General features: G+C 72.5%; 10 protein-coding genes and 2 pseudogenes. 7 read left to right on the forward strand and 5 right to left on the reverse strand.

Annotated features, from left to right (window positions below; genetic code table 11):
- Positions 1–12 precede the first annotated feature (12 nt).
- A complete protein-coding gene (locus ABT078_RS02280; RefSeq protein ID WP_351222845.1) occupies positions 13–1,812 on the reverse strand; it encodes an AMP-dependent synthetase/ligase in 1,800 nt (599 codons plus the stop codon).
- A gap of 353 nt (positions 1,813–2,165) precedes the next feature.
- The gene (locus ABT078_RS02285) at positions 2,166–3,071 is read right to left on the reverse strand and encodes a LysR substrate-binding domain-containing protein (RefSeq protein WP_351222847.1); all 906 of its coding nucleotides are present in this window, start codon (positions 3,069–3,071) and stop codon (positions 2,166–2,168) included.
- A 116-nt stretch (positions 3,072–3,187) separates the two neighbouring features.
- Here ABT078_RS02285 and ABT078_RS02290 point away from each other — a divergent pair, with 116 nt between their 5' ends.
- The 3 genes from ABT078_RS02290 (at position 3,188) to ABT078_RS02300 (ending at position 7,541) form a co-directional block, all read left to right on the forward strand.
- Complete coding sequence (locus ABT078_RS02290) at positions 3,188–4,228, forward strand: bile acid:sodium symporter family protein (protein WP_351222849.1); 1,041 nt, start codon at positions 3,188–3,190, stop codon at positions 4,226–4,228.
- Between the two features lie 896 nt (positions 4,229–5,124).
- Positions 5,125–5,526, forward strand: a complete 402-nt coding sequence (locus ABT078_RS02295; RefSeq protein ID WP_351222851.1) for a (2Fe-2S) ferredoxin domain-containing protein — start codon at positions 5,125–5,127, stop codon at positions 5,524–5,526.
- Between the two features lie 143 nt (positions 5,527–5,669).
- A complete protein-coding gene (locus tag ABT078_RS02300) occupies positions 5,670–7,541 on the forward strand; it encodes a LamG-like jellyroll fold domain-containing protein (RefSeq protein WP_351222853.1) in 1,872 nt (623 codons plus the stop codon).
- Positions 7,542–8,172: 631 nt separating this feature from the next.
- Here ABT078_RS02300 and fdhD read toward each other — a convergent pair.
- The 3 genes and pseudogenes from fdhD to ABT078_RS42590 all read right to left on the reverse strand — a co-directional run.
- Entirely contained in the window at positions 8,173–9,012 is an 840-nt protein-coding gene (fdhD, locus tag ABT078_RS02305) for a formate dehydrogenase accessory sulfurtransferase FdhD (RefSeq protein WP_351222854.1), read from the reverse strand.
- Between the two features lie 5 nt (positions 9,013–9,017).
- Positions 9,018–9,131 (reverse strand): annotated as a pseudogene (locus tag ABT078_RS02310) (2Fe-2S iron-sulfur cluster-binding protein); the annotation flags it as partial.
- Between the two features lie 39 nt (positions 9,132–9,170).
- Positions 9,171–9,371 (reverse strand): annotated as a pseudogene (locus ABT078_RS42590) (hypothetical protein); the annotation flags it as partial.
- Between the two features lie 83 nt (positions 9,372–9,454).
- On the opposite strand from ABT078_RS42590, the gene ABT078_RS02320 reads away from it, so the two are divergent.
- From ABT078_RS02320 to ABT078_RS02335, 4 genes are all read left to right on the forward strand, one after another.
- A complete protein-coding gene (locus tag ABT078_RS02320) occupies positions 9,455–9,832 on the forward strand; it encodes a VOC family protein (RefSeq protein ID WP_351222856.1) in 378 nt (125 codons plus the stop codon).
- A gap of 170 nt (positions 9,833–10,002) precedes the next feature.
- Complete coding sequence (locus ABT078_RS02325) at positions 10,003–10,950, forward strand: beta-ketoacyl-ACP synthase III (RefSeq protein ID WP_351222858.1); 948 nt, start codon at positions 10,003–10,005, stop codon at positions 10,948–10,950.
- 70 nt (positions 10,951–11,020) lie between these two features.
- Positions 11,021–11,695, forward strand: coding sequence for a GntR family transcriptional regulator (locus ABT078_RS02330; RefSeq protein ID WP_351222859.1), 675 nt, complete (start codon positions 11,021–11,023; stop codon positions 11,693–11,695).
- A gap of 588 nt (positions 11,696–12,283) precedes the next feature.
- On the forward strand, positions 12,284–15,133 hold the full coding sequence (locus ABT078_RS02335) for a SpoIIE family protein phosphatase (RefSeq protein WP_351222861.1): 2,850 nt from the start codon (positions 12,284–12,286) through the stop codon (positions 15,131–15,133).
- Positions 15,134–15,173 lie beyond the last annotated feature (40 nt).

The raw sequence follows: 15,173 nt of genomic DNA on the forward strand, positions 1-15,173 counted from the left end.
GGGACCGGCGTCTCAGTGGTACAGCGCGTCCACCTCGGCCGCGTACGCCGTCTCGATCGCCTTCCGCTTCAGCTTCAGCGACGGCGTCAGCAGCCCGTGCTCCTCGCTGAACGGGTGTGCCAGTATCCGGAACGTGCGAATGGATTCGGCCTGCGACACCAGCGTGTTGGCGGCCACCACCGCCCGCCGGATCTCCATCTCCAGATCCGGGTCGCGCACCAGCTCCGACGGCGGCATCGGCGGCCTGTTCCGCATCGTCAGCCAGTGCTCCACCGCCTCCTGGTCCACGGTGACCAGCGCCGCGATGTACGGCCGGTCGTTGCCGACGACGATGCACTGCGCCACCAGCGGATGCGCCCGCACCCGCTCCTCCAGGCCGATCGGCGACACGCTCTTGCCGCCCGACGTCACCAGGATCTCCTTCTTGCGCCCGGTGATCGTGAGATAGCCGTCCTCGTCCAGCGCGCCCAGATCGCCCGTGGCCAGCCAGCCGTCGTTGAGCACGGCGTCCGTCGCCTTCGGGGCGTTCAGATAACCGGAGAAGACCTGTGGGCCGTGCAGCCACACCTCCCCGTCCTCGGCGATGTGCACCGTCGTCCCCGGGATGGGCTGTCCGACCGTTCCGTACTTGGTGCGCTCCGGCGGGTTCGCCGTCGCGGCCGCGCTCGTCTCGGTCAGTCCGTAGCCCTCGAAGACGGTGACGCCCGCGCCCTCGAAGAAGAGGCCGAGCCGCCGGTCCATGCCCGAGCCGCCGGACATCGCGTGCCGCACGCGTCCGCCCATCGCCTCGCGGACCTTGTGGTAGACGACCTTCTCGAAGAACTGGTGCTGCAGCCGCAGCGCCGCCGACGGGCCGGGCCCGAGTCCGAAGGCCCGGTGCTCCATGGCCTCCGCGTACCGCACCGCGACATCTGCGGCCTTGTCGAACGGGCCGGTCTTGCCCTGGGCCTCCGCCTTGCGCCGGGCGGCGTTGAAGACCTTCTCGAAGATGTACGGAACGGCCAGGATGAACGTCGGCCGGAACGCCGCGAGATCCGGGATGAGGGCGCTGGCCTGCAGCACCGGCTGGTGCCCCAGTTTGACGCGGCCGAGGATCGCCGCGACCTCCACGATCCGCCCGAAGACGTGCGCGAGCGGCAGGAAGAGCAGTGTCGCGGCCTCGTCGCCCGGCTTGGAGTGGAAGACGGGCTCCCAGCGCCCGATGAGCGTGACGACCTCGTACATGAAGTTGGCGTGCGTGATCACGCACCCCTTGGGGCGGCCCGTCGTCCCCGACGTGTAGATGACCGTCGCGACGGACTCCGGCGTCACCGCCCTCCGGTGGCGGTGCACCACGTCTTCGTCGATGCGCTCGCCCGCCGCGAACAGTTCGGCGACGGCGTCCTTGTCCAGCTGCCACAGCCGCTTGAGATGCGGCAGCCGGTCGATGACCGAGCCGATCGTCATCGCATGGTCCTCGTGCTCGACCATGCAGGCGGACACCTCGGCGTCGTGCAGCATCCAGAAAACCTGCTCGGCCGAGGACGTGGGATAGATGGGGACGGACTGCGCGCCCACCGTCCAGAGGGCGAAGTCGAAGAGGGTCCACTCGTAGCGGGTACGGCACATGATCGCGACCCGGTCGCCGAACCGCACGCCATGGGCGAGCAGGCCCTTCGCCAGGGCGAGAACGTCGTCACGGAACTCGCCGGAGGTCATCTCGCCCCACTGGCCGGCTTCGTCCTTGCGGCCGAGCGCGACCCGGTGCGGATCGGTCTGGGCGTGATCGAACACGGCATCCGCCAGCCCGCCGACAGGTGGTGCCGTCGCCAAGGGTGGAACCGTGAACTCACGCAATGACTGCTCCTTGTGGCGCTCCGCACAGCGCCGGTGACGGTACCCCACCGGGCCGACGTGGGGGAGGGCCTTCAACAACTCCCCACATATCGCATCGCCGCTGGTCAGCCGTCCGGATGTGACCAACAGGGGACGCCCCGGGGGCTGTTCTGACTGAGGAGTAAGTAAGGTCGGGTGGAATCTGCACCGAATCTGTACGCAGAGAACACGCCCGCTCTACGCGCGTTTGAGGATCGGAGCGGTCCGCGTCTCACGCCCGCATCCGGCGTCCCTGCCTCGCGTTTCGCGTCTGCCGCCTCGCGCCACGTGTCTCGCGCCTGGTGCGCGGTTCAGCGGGAGCTTGCCGGGCGGTGCAGCCGGTCGCCGCCCGCGAGGATCGCGGTGGCGAGCGCGTCCGCGGCCTCCTTGGTGCCGCGCGGCACACCCGCCCGGTGGCCGTGGAGCAGGACGAAGTCCACATCGCCCAGCTCCGGCAGTCCGGCGCGCGCGGGGACGGGGGTGAGGCCCGGCGGGATCAGCCCGCGGGTGTGGGCCATCACGCCGAGGCCCGCCTGCGCCGCGGCGACCAGTCCGCTGAGGCTCGCACTCGTACAGACGATCCGCCACGCGCGCCCGTGCGCCTCCAGCACATCCAGCGCGCGGGCGCGGGTGATGCCCGGCGGCGGGAAGACGATCAGCGGGACCGGGCGGTCCGGTTCCAGTCGCAGCTGAGGCGCGCCGATCCAGATGAGGCTGTCCTGCCAGACCAGCTCGCCGACGGTGCCTCCGGCTCGGCTGCCGGGGCCGGCCGCGGGGCGTTTCGCGAGGACCAGGTCGAGGCGGCCCGCCGCCAGCTGCTCGTGCAGCGTGCCCGAGAGCTCGACCGTCAGCTCGAGGTCGACCTCGGGATGGTCACGGCGGAACGCCTCCAGAATCTCCGGGAGCCGGGTCAGGACGAAGTCCTCGGACGCCCCGAAGCGGAGCCGGCCGCGCAGCCGGGTGCCGGTGAAGAACGCCGCCGCGCGCTCGTGCGCCTCCAGGATCGTCCGGGCGAAGCCGAGCATCGCCTCGCCGTCCTCCGTGAGCTCCACGCCGTGGGTGTCCCGGGCGAACAGCTGCCGGCCCGCCGCCTCCTCCAGCCGTCGCACATGCTGGCTGACCGTCGACTGGCGGACGCCGAGCCGGTGGGCGGCCTGCGTGAAGCTCAGCGTCTGGGCGACGGCGAGGAAGGTGCGCAGCTGGACGGGATCGTACACACCACCAGGTTATCGAGAAACGCAATGACAGTCAGAGTGGTGTACGGGATTCCCGATCGCGGCACGAGCGAGCACGATGGAGAGGGCACGACCTGAACCGAGAGCAAGTGGAGCACATGAGCCGCCGCACCTCCTTCCGACTGCCGTCCCGGCTGCCGGTGGACCCGTACGTCATGGCGCTGCTCGGCACCGTGCTCCTCGCGGCACTGCTGCCCGCGTCCGGCACCGCGGCCACCGTCGCCGACGGTGCCTCCACCGGGGCGGTCGGCCTGCTCTTCTTCCTCTACGGTGCGCGGCTGTCGACCCGGGAGGCGCTGGACGGCCTGCGGCACTGGCGCCTGCATCTGACCGTGCTCGTGAGCACCTTCGTGGCTTTCCCGCTGCTCGGGCTCGCGGCGCAGGGACTCGTCCCGGCCGTCCTCACCCCGCAGCTCTACGGCGGGCTTCTCTTCCTGTGCCTCGTGCCGTCGACGATCCAGTCGTCGATCGCGTTCACGTCGATCGCCCGCGGCAACGTCCCCGCGGCGATCTGTGCCGGCTCCTTCTCCAGCCTCGCGGGAATCGTCCTGACGCCGCTGCTGGCCGCGCTGCTCATCGGGCAGAGCGCGGGCGGCTTCTCCGCCGGGTCGCTGCTGAGGATCGTGCTGCAGCTGCTCGTGCCGTTCCTGGCGGGACAGGTCCTGGGGCGCTGGATCGGCCCCTTCCTCGCCCGGCACAGGAAGCTGCTCGGGTACGTGGACCGCGGCTCGATCCTGCTCGTCGTCTACGCCGCCTTCAGCGAGGGCATGGTCGCGGGCGTCTGGCAGCAGGTCACGCCCTTGCGGCTGGGCGCGCTGCTGCTCGTCGAGGCGGTGCTCCTCGCGGTGATGCTCGTGCTGACCTGGTACGTACCGAAGCGGCTCGGCTTCGACCGCGCGGACCGCGTCGCGATCCAGTTCGCCGGCTCCAAGAAGAGCCTCGCCGCCGGACTGCCCATGGCGAGCGTCCTCTTCGGCGCGCACGCGAGCCTCGCCGTGCTTCCGCTGATGCTCTTCCACCAGGTGCAGCTGATGGTGTGCGCGGTCATCGCCCGCCGCCGCGCCCACGACGACCTCGACGGGCCCGTGCCCGGCACACTCGCCTCCACGACGCCGGCCCGTGTGCCGGCGAGGCGCTGACACCTGGGCGCTGCCGGTACCGGGTGGTGGTGGGCCTGTGTGTCGGTCCTCGAGTGCCGGACGGGCTCGAGGTGTGCCCCCGCATGGGGTGGTGGGCCGTGTGTCCGTCGCGGAAGGGTCGGATGGGCTTGAGTTGTGGCCTCTACCTGACGGTGAGCCCGGGTGTCCGGCCTCAGTCGCCGGCCGGGCTGGAAGCGGCCGGTACCGACCGGGCGGGCCTGTGTCTCCGTCCTCGAGTGCCCGATGGGTCGGCCGTGTGGCCAGGCACCGGACGGTGAGCCCGGGTGTCCGGCCTCGGTCGCCGGCCGGGCTGGAAGGGGCCGGTACCGACCGGGCGGGCCTGTGTCTCCGTCCTCACGTGCCCGATGGGTCGGCCGTGTGGCCAGGCACCGGACGGTGAGCCCGGGTGTCTGTCCCCAAGTGCCTGATGGGCTTGAGGTGGGCCCCGTACAGGGCGGTGGGGTGTCTGTCCTCAAGTGCCGGACGGACTCGAAGTGCGCCGCGATACCGGCAGCCGGCCTGCGTGTCCGCCGGGACACGTCGGGCAGCGCGACATAGCCGGTACCGATCGGGCGGCACGGACGTCGTCAGCAAGCGCGGGACAGCCGGGAAGTGTGCCCCGGTACGGCGCAGTCGGCCTGCCTGTCCGTCGGCAGGTGGCGGACGAGCGCCGAAGAAGCGCCAAGTCCCCCACGCGCCAGGGCGTAGAGGGCGGGTGACCGAGGCGGAGGCCCGGACAAGCCGACCCGCCGGCGTTCGAGGCGCGGAGGGCCGGGGCGAGCCCCCGGGAACGGGGTGTGGGGCCTGCGCCCACTTCGGGAAGGGGCGGGGTGGGGCGGCATCGCTGTGCGGCTCCGCCGCATGGGCCCGCCGAGGGCTCCTGGCAAGATCGGCGGGTGAGCGCACACCCCGCACCGCCCTTCGCCGCCCGCCGCCCCTGCACCCTCGTCGTCTGCCGGGGGTGCTGCTGCGGCGACGTCCGCAAGCACCCGGGCACGGACCACGACGCCCAGCTGCGGCGGCTGCGTGAGGCGGCCGCCTCCTCGGGAGGGCGGATCGCGGTGCGGACCAGCGACTGTCTCGGTCCCTGCGGACAGGCGAACGTCGTCGTGGTGCAGCCTTCCACCGAGGCACGCCGGCGCGGTGCGCGCGCCGTCTGGATCGGGTTCGCGCTCGACGACGACGCGACGGACGACATCCTGGCCTGGGCTGAGTCGGGTGGTCCGGGCGTCGCCGAGCCGCCCGCGACGCTCGCGCTCCAGATGATCCCGGCCCCGTCCCCCGGCGACGGCCGCTGAGGCCGGGACCGCCGAGGCGAGCCTCCCGACGCGGCGGGCGTTCACCGAGACTTCGGCGGGGTGTTGCCCACAGAGGGCCGAGGGGCGGATGTGCCGGCCCTAGCGTGCACCCCGTCAAGCCCGTCCAGTGCCCGGAGACTTACATGAGCAGTCCGCTTCCCGCCGGCCGGCGTACCTTCCTCGCCGCTGCCGGGCTCACCGCCCTCGCCGCCGGGACAGCCGGGACCGCAGGTGCCGGGACCGCCGTCGCCGCCGACACCGCAGTGTCCGACAACGTTGCCGGATCCGGCTGGCGCCCGGACCCCGACCGCCGCAGCTTCACCGTCGTCGTGATGCCCGACACCCAGTACCTGTTCGACGGCGCGAGCATCAACCCGGAGCCCGTCGAGGCGTCGCTGCGGCACGTCCTCGACCGCGCCCGGGACGAGAACATCGTCTTCCTGTCCCACCTGGGCGACCTCGTGGAGAACGGCCGGCAGGAGGAATTCGCCCCGCTGAGCGAGGTGTTCGAGCTGCTCGACCACCGCCGTGCCGGATACAGCGTGCTCGCCGGCAACCACGACATCGTCTCCTCCACGGACGACCAGCGCGGCCCCAGCCCCTACCTCGACGCCTTCGGCCCGCGCCGGATGCGCCGGCTGCCCACTTTCGGCGGAGCCTCGCCCGACGGCTACAACACGTACCACCTCTTCCGCGCCGCGGGCCGTGACTGGCTGGTCCTCGCCCTCGACTGGCGCATGTCCGCCGCCGGTTTCGCCTGGGCGAACAAGGTGGTCGCGCAGCACCCGAAGAGCCCGGTCATCCTCACCACCCATGACCTCGTGTACGGCGAGAACCCCGGCGACGAGGCCCGGCTCTCCCCGTACGGGCAGCGGCTCTGGGACGAACTGATCGCCGGCAACGACCAGATATTCCTCACCCTGAACGGCCACTACTGGCCCGCCGCCCGCACCACCCGCACGAACGACGCGGGCCACGACGTGCATCTGCACCTCACCAACTACCAGGACCGGTACTTCGGCGGCAGCGCGATGATCCGCCTCTACCGCTTCGACCTCGACCGGAACACGATCGACGTCTCCACCCTCTCCCCGTGGCAGCTCGCCCGCGCCGCCCGCGACAAGGCCAACGCCCTCGCGCTCCAGGAGACCGAGCTGACCGGCCCCGAGGACCGGTTCTCCGTCGCGATCGACTTCGAGAAGCGCTTCGCCGGCTTCGCCCCGGTGCCGCCGCGGAGCTCCCGCCCCGCCCACCGCATGCTCGTGCCCGGCACCGTCGCGTACTGGCGCTTCGACACGGGCAACGCCGACGGCGCCCCCGCCGCCGAGACCCTCCGCGTCCCCGACCTCTCCGGCCACGGCAACGACCTCACCCGCGGCGCCGTCCCCGGCAGCCCCGCCGACGCCCTGCGCTGGTCCGCCGAACACCACCCCGACCAGCCCGGTCACGGCAGCCTCTACTTCGACGGGAACAAGCGTCCGCTGCGCGGCGCCTTCCTGCAGACCGTGAAGGGCGCCCCGCTGAGCACCGCGACGTTCCGCTCCGGCTACACCGTCGAGGCGTTCTTCAAGCTGCCCGCCGACTGGTCCGGCTCCCAGCACGCCTGGTCGGGGATCCTCAGCCGCCAGGGCACCCTCGCCGCTGCCGGAAAGACCGGCGACCCCGACGAGCCCGTCGCGACCCTCTCCCTCTCCGACGGCCACGCCCTCCAGTGGGCGGCCGCACCCCTGAACCAGAAGTCGCTCGTCTCCAACTGGGGTCACGAACTCCCGCTCGACCACTGGTGGCACGTCGCCGTCGTCAACGACGGCCGCAGCACCACGATGTACGTCGACGGCTGCCCGGTCGCCCGCAACCCCGCCACCGCGACCAACGGCCTGACGACCCTCGGTCTCTCCTGGCTGCTCGGCGGCTACGAGTACGGCGGCGTACTCGACCAGCTCTTCCACGGCTGGATCGGTGACGTCCGTGTCGCCGAACGTGCCCTGCCCGTCGGCGCGTTCATGAACGCGTAGGCCACCGGCCCGGCTCACTCGGGGAGAAACCGCGCACACCCCTGAACCTCTGCCGGGCTGGGCCGATCCCCATATCCCCGCCGAGGCACTCGACCCGCAGTGCCTCGGCCGCCGCAGCCTTCCGCGCCGCGCAGGCCTGTGCGGCGCCGCCTTCGCGGGCGCGGCCTGCACCGGCCCGTCCGCGAAGGCACCGGTCCCGGCCGAGGCACACGAGGGCCCTCCCGCGGCGCTGACGACCCGCACCTCGTCCGCCCGCGCGCCGTCCGCGGCCCCGCCGCCGACCGCGAAGCGTGGCGCGCCCCGACGCCCGGGTCGGGCACACCGCCGACGTCTTCGGCCGCCGGGCCCGTGCACGCTGCGGATCCCGCTCGGCCGCGTGGAGGAGTCCTGCTGCGTACGGCTCCGCGGCAGCGACGGCAGTTACAACGGCCCCGGTCTCCTCGGGGCCGCGGTCGACCCGCACGGGAGGATCGCGCACGAGCCCGGCAGCGGCGACCGTGGCTGCACGCATGGTGCTGCACGAACCCGGAGTTCATCGACGTCGCCGGACAGCCGGTCCGGGCAGTACAGCCACCGGGAAGGGAAGAGGACCCGGCCGGCGCAGGGGGCGCTCCCCGCCGGCCGGGCCCGGTCACACCCCCGAATGCAGGGCGATGCGCTCCTCGCCCGCGTACACGTTCATGTCGGGTCCGCGCAGGAACCCGACCAGCGTCAGTCCGGTCTCCGCCGCCAGATCCACGGCCAGCGACGACGGGGCGGAGACTGCGGCCAGCACCGGGATGCCGGCCATCACGGCCTTCTGCGCCAGCTCGAACGACGCCCGGCCCGACACCAGCAGGATCGCCCGCGACAGCGGGAGCAGATCCTCGCGCAGCGCCCGGCCGACCAGCTTGTCGACGGCGTTGTGCCGTCCGACGTCCTCACGGACGTCGAGCAGTTCGCCCTCTTCCGAGAACAGCGCGGCGGCGTGCAGCCCTCCCGTCCGGTCGAAGACCCGCTGGGCCGCCCGCAGCCGGTCGGGCAGGCCGGACAGCAGCTCGGGCTCGACCCGGACCGGGGGGGCGTCGGCGATCGGGTGGCGGGTGGTGGTGCGCACGGCGTCGAGGCTCGCCTTGCCGCACAGGCCGCACGACGACGTCGTGTACACATTGCGCTCGAGGGTGATGTCCGGGACGGGCACGCCGGGCGCGAGCTGCACGTCGACCACGTTGTACGTGTTCGACCCGTCGTCCTTCGCGCCGGCGCAGTACACGATCGACCGCACGTCGGCCGCTGTGCCGATCACACCCTCGCTGACCAGGAAACCCGCTGCGAGCGCGAAGTCGTCGCCCGGGGTGCGCATGGTGATCGCCAGCGGGCGGCCGTTCAGCCGGATCTCCAGCGGCTCCTCGGCCACCAGGGTGTCCGGCCTGGCGGACACGGACCCGCCCCTGATCCGTACGGTGCGGCGGCGCTCGGTGACCCGTCCCATGATGATCAGTCCCGGTTCTGTACGTGGTGGAAGCCGAAGCGGCCCTTGATGCGGAGGGTGCCGTGGGTCACTCGGTCGTCGTGCGGCGAGGTGACCTGGACGAGGTCATTGTCCTGGACGGTCCCCCGGACGCCGTGCTGCCCCACGGTCGCCGGACGCGGTCCACAGGTGATGAGAGGGACGTCGTCTCCGGCGCGCGGGAGTGCGGGTCCGACGCGGGCGCCGATCGCTCCGGCGCCGACGACCGCGGCATTCATGTGAGGCTCTCCGTTCGGTCGAGGGAACCGGGATGCGGTGTTGCGGGGACGGATCATGGCGGCGCGAAGGCAAGTCCCGATCCGGACCTGTCGGCAATACATTGTCTACAGTATGGATTTGCTGCCGACAAGGCGTGTGGCAGCGTGGAGACCGACAGCTCCGCCGACCGGTAGAGGAGTCAGCGATGGCCGGGGAGATCTCCTTCTTCGAACTGGGCGTGGAGGACCCGCAGAAGGCCCGCGTCTTCTACGGCGGCCTCTTCGGGTGGACCTTCGAGGCGGTTCCGCCGGGGACCGGCTTCTCGATCCGCACGCCGAACGTCCCGGGTGGTGTCCATGGTGCCGACGCCGAGGCGAGCCCGTACGTCTTCTTCAAGGTCGACGACCTCGACATCGCGCTCGCTCGCGGCGTGGCACTCGGCGGCACGGTCGAACCCGGGCCCGGCGGGGCCGCCGAGGCCCCGGAGACCGTCGCCCGCTTCGGGCGCTTCCGTTTCTGCCGCGACGACCAGGGCTCGCCCTTCGGCGTGCACGAGCCACCTCCGGGCGGCACGGTCGGGTGACGAGGTCCCCAGAGCCGGGAGAGTCCCGCCGAGAGCCGACGGAGTCCCCCGGGCTGACGGAGTCTCCAAGATCGCGAGGCGATTCCTGTCCGTTCGGCTGTCCTCGTATCCATGAGTCGCCGACGACACTGGAAGGCTCCTGCTGTCGACAGTAAAGGGGGTTCCCGGGCATGACCGGCACGCGTATCGCCGCGCTCGGGCACTACCAGCCCGCCAGAGTGCTCACCAACGACGACCTGGCGGCCCTGGTCGACACCAGTGACGAGTGGATCACCAGCCGTGTCGGGATCAGAACCCGCCACGTGGCAGGTCCCGACGAGCCGGTGGACGAACTGGCCGCCCACGCCGCAGCGAAGGCGCTCGCCTCGGCCGGCCTCGCGCCCGCCGACATCGACCTGGTCCTGGTCGCCACTTCCACCGCGACCGACCGCTCTCCGAACACCGCGGCACGCGTCGCCGCCCGGCTCGGCATGACCTCGCCCGCAGTCATGGACCTCAACGTCGTCTGCGCCGGTTTCACCCATGCCCTGGCCACCGCCGACCACGCCGTACGGGCCGGGTCCGCCACCCGTGCCCTGGTCATCGGCGCCGACAAGATGTCCGACGTCGCCGACTGGACCGACCGCTCCACCTGCGTCCTCGTCGGCGACGGCGCGGGCGCGGCGGTGGTCGAGGCGTGCGAGGGGGACGCTGCGCCGGGTATCGGGCCGGTGCTGTGGGGCTCGGTCCCGGAGATGGGGAACGCGGTACGGATCGAGGGCACGCCGCCCCGCTTCACGCAGGAGGGTCAGTCCGTCTACCGCTGGGCCACCACCCAGCTCCCGCCGATCGCCCGCGCCGTGTGCGAACGGGCCGGGGTCGCGCCCGAGGACCTCGCCGCCGTCGTCCTGCACCAGGCGAACCTGCGGATCATCGAGCCCATCGCGCAGCGGATCGGTGCGGTGAACGCGGTCGTCGCCCGCGATGTCGTCGAGTCCGGCAACACGTCGGCCGCCTCGATCCCGATGGCCCTGTCCAAATTGGTGGAGCGCGGCGAAGTGGTGCCGGGTGCGCCGGCGCTGCTCTTCGGCTTCGGCGGCAATCTTTCGTATGCGGGGCAGGTTGTGTACTGTCCGTAACCGGATTGGACTCGGTAGACTGTAGACGACAGCCAATCGGGCGGTTGACCGATCGCACGGAGGGGAAGCGATGTTGTCCGCAGGACTTCCGCAAGGAGCCGTGCCCAGGCTGGAGCGCCCGGGCCCGCTGCGCGAGCGTGTGTACGAGGCGCTGCTCGAGCTCATCACCACGCGGGCACTGCGCCCCGGCCAGCACCTGGTCGAGAGCGAGCTCGCCGGCCACCTCGGTGTGTCGCGCCAGCCCGTCCGTGAGGCGCTCCAGCGCCTCAACACCGAGGGCTGGGTCGATCTGCGCCCGGCGCAGGGCGCGTTCGTGCACGAGCCGACCGATGAGGAGGCCGACCAGCTGCTCTCGGTCCGTACGCTCCTGGAGGCCGAAGCCGCCCGGCAGGCCGCGGCCAACTCCGGCTCGGCGGGCATCGCGGCGCTCGAAGAGCTCTGCGCCAGGGGCGAGCAGGCCGTCGCGGACGACGACGTGGACCTGGCAGTCGCGACCAACGCAGCCTTCCACGCCAAGGTGATGGAGCTCGCCGGCAATGTCGTCCTCGCCGAGCTGGCGGGGCAGGTGGACCGCCGTGTGCGCTGGTACTACACGCCGGTCGCCCGGCAGCGCGGGAAGCAGTCCTGGATCGAGCACCGGGAGCTGATCGCGGCGATCTCGGCGCGCGACGAACAGCGCGCGACGGAGATCATGCGCGCGCACACGGAGCACACGCGCCGCACGTACCACCAGCGCGAGGCCTGAGCGCGACCCCTGCACACGGGGCTTCGCCCCAGCGCCCGGTACCGGTGGGTCGGGGCCGGCGCGTCCGTCCTCAAGCGCCGGACAGGTTTGACGTCCGCCCGTACGCGCCGGCGGACCGGCGTCCGTCCTCAAGCACCGGACGGGCTGGGCATGGGCCCGGTACCCGGGTCGTGGTCCGGGGTGCCCGTCCTCATGCGCCGGACCGGCTTGGAGTGCACCGCCTACGGCGTTGGTGGTCCGTGGTGTTCGTCCTCAGGCACCGGGCGGGCCGGGTGTGTGCCCGGTACCCGGGTCGTGGTCCGGGGTGCCCGTCCTCATGCGCCGGCCGGGCTTGAGGTTCGCTCCGTACGGGCTGGTGGGCGGGCGGCTGTCCGGGCTCAGGCGCCGAAACGGGCGTGGTGTGCGTGGCCTCGACGCCGGACGGGCCGACAAGGAGTCCAGCCGATGGAGCAGCCCCCACGCCCGCAGGGCGTAGGGGACGCGGGTCCGGGGCGGAGCCCCAGGTGCGGGAAGGGGCGGGGAGCGGAAGGCCCCCGACTACGGCACCCTGAGGTGCGGGGCGGTCGTCCCCGGGCGCATCCTTGCTGTGTGACCTGGTACGGCGCGGCCAGGCCCGGCCCGTCCCGGCGCAGCGGGCCGAAGCGCGGGACGAGCAACAGCGCTGTCCCCGGCTCGGACGAGCTCGGCCAGGCGCTCGCCGAGGCCGCGGTCAAGGCGATCGGCGCGGTCGGAGGCCACGCCGGTGGGGTGTATCTGCGCTCGGAGACACCAGGGCTCCTTCGGCTCGGAGTGCTCGTGGGGCTGCCGGGAGAGCTGTTCCGCCCCTGGTGGCGTATGCACGTGAACCGCCCCTTCCCCGTCGCCGAGTGCTTCCGCTCGGGCCAGGCCATCCACCTCGCCGACGCCGAGGAGGCCATGCGCCGATTCCCGCAGCTCATGGCCGGGCTCCCGTTCCCGTTCGGTTCGATGTACGCGCCCGTCACCAGCGGCCGCGAACGCTTCGGGGTCTTCGTCGTCCTGCGACCCGCGACGCCCGGCCGACCGGTCAGCGAGTCCGACATCGACCGGCTCGACAAATCCGCCAGGGAACTCGCAGGCAACCTCGCCCGGATCGAGGCGGGCGGCTCACACGTGGAGTGGTGCGACGAACCGATCCTCACCCAGGCCCCGGAGACCACCCGGCCCTCGCTCCGTATCGGCCGTTTCGACTGGGACATCGGCAGCGGCGCCCTGACCGCGGACGCCGATCTGTGCGACATCCTCCGCACCGACCCGGCGCGTTTCCCCGGCACCATCGACGCGCTGGCCGAGAGCCTGGCCCCCGAGGACGTGCCCCAGCTGTGGGCCGTAGCGCACGAGGCCAACCCCAACGGCCGTGTGGTGAGCCGCAGGATGCGCCTCCTGCGCGCCGACGGCACGGCATCGCTGGTGGAGTTCACGGGGAGGTCGGTGCGCGGGCCCGCCCTGACCGGTGGTGACACCAAGAACCCGGGCAACGCCGACGTCAGTGGCGATGCCAGAAGCGACATCGCAGGTGACCGCGGGTCCCGCGGCGACGACGGCTACCGGCTGACCGGCTTCCTCGTCGACCTCGGTTCCGCGGCGGCCGCGGGCGAAGCGGGTGACCGGCTGCCCGGCGGCCTCTTCGCCCTCGACCGGTCCGGCCGGATCACCTACGTCAACCGGAAGGCACAGGCACTGCTCGGCGGCACCCGCCTCGAACTGACCGGGCGGGTCCTGTGGGAGGCCGTGCCCTGGCTCGGCAAGCCCGCCTACGAGGACTACTACCGTGCGTCGCTCCTGTCCGACGAACCCGTCCAGTTCCAGGTCCGCCGTCCGGCGGGCGAGTGGATCGGCGTTGCGCTCTACCCCGGCCACCTCGGCGTGACGGGACAGGTATCCGCCCTGGAACGCCCCAGCTACGAGCCCGATTCCGGCAGCAGGCCCGGCGCCGGGATCGGGCAGTTCGCCTCCCCGGGCGACCGGGCCTCCGCGCTGTACCGCCCGGTCGCCCTCGCCATCGCCCTGACCGAGGCCGTCACCGCACGCCAGGTGTCGGCCGTCGTCACCGAGGAACTGCTGCCCGCCTTCGGCGGCCGCCAACTCGCCATATACGTCCTGCACGAGCGGCATCTCTATCTGGCCTGGGAGACCGGCTTCCCGCCGGGCTTCCTGGAACCCTTCGAGGGAGTCGGGCTCGACGCCCGCCTGCCCGGTGTGGAGACCCTCACCACCGGCCGCCCGATCTTCTTCGAGTCCATGGACCAGCTCGCATCGGCATATCCGGGCATCCTGATGGACGCCTCCGTCGGAGCCCGCGCCTTCCTGCCGCTCATCGCGTCAGGCCGCCCGATCGGCACCTGCATCCTCGGCTTCGACCAGTCGCGGGGCTTCGCACCGGAGGAGCGCACGGTCCTCACCGCTCTCGCCGGACTCATCGCCCAGGCGCTCGCCCGTGCCCAGCGGTACGACACGGAGGCGGCGCTCGCGCGCGGCCTCCAGGACGCCCTGCTGCCGCGCAGGCTGCCCGAGCCCGACTTCGTGGAGACCGTCGCGCGCTATCTCCCCGGCACTCAGGGCATGGACGTCGGCGGGGACTGGTACGACGTCATCGAGACCGGCCCCGGCCTTGTCCTCGTCGTGGGGGACGTGCAGGGCCACGGCGTGTCGGCCGCCGCCACCATGGGGCAACTACGCAGCGCGGTAAGGGCGTTCGCGCTCGCCGACCGTGAGCCCGAGGAGGTGATGAGCGGCACCAACCGGCTGCTCATCGACCTCGACCCCGGTCAGTTCGCCACCTGCTGCTACGTCCGGCTGGATCCGGCGACCGGGGCCGCCCAGGCCGTACGCGCCGGGCATCCGCAGCCGCTGCTGCGCAGCCCCGAAGGCCGCACCGAAGTCCTCGACCTGCCCGGCGGGATCGTCCTGGGCGTCGACGCGGAGGAGAGTTACCCCGTCAGCGATCTCACCGTCGAACCCGGGGCGGTGCTGGCCCTGTACACCGACGGGCTGATCGAACGGCCGGGTACGGACATCGACTACGGCATCGAGCGGCTGCGCGCCACCCTCGCCCGGGCCGGCGGCACCAGTCTCACCGACGCCGCGGACCGCCTCATCCGCGAGGCACGCCAGGCCGAGGACCGCCCCGACGACATCGCGCTGCTGCTCACCGCACGCTGGTCGGAGCGGGACGCGGACAGGACGCTCGGCAGCCCGGGCTCCGGCTCCGGCCCCGCCTCGGGCTCCGGCTCGGGCTCCGGCCCCGCCTCGGGCTCCGACTCGGGCTCGGGCTCCGGCTCCGGCTCCGGCCCCGCCTCGGGCTCCGGCTCGGGCTCCGGCTCCGGCTCCGGCCCCGCCTCGGGCTCCGGCTCGGGCTCTGGCTCCGGCTCCGGCCCCGCCTCGGGCTCCGGCTTCGGCTCCAGCCCCGATTCCGGCTGAGGCTGAGGACGAGGACGAGCGCCTGCGTTGGCGCGCCGCC

The organism is Streptomyces sp. NPDC002133 (assembly GCF_040296405.1).
Classification (GTDB): Bacteria; Actinomycetota; Actinomycetes; order Streptomycetales; family Streptomycetaceae; genus Streptomyces.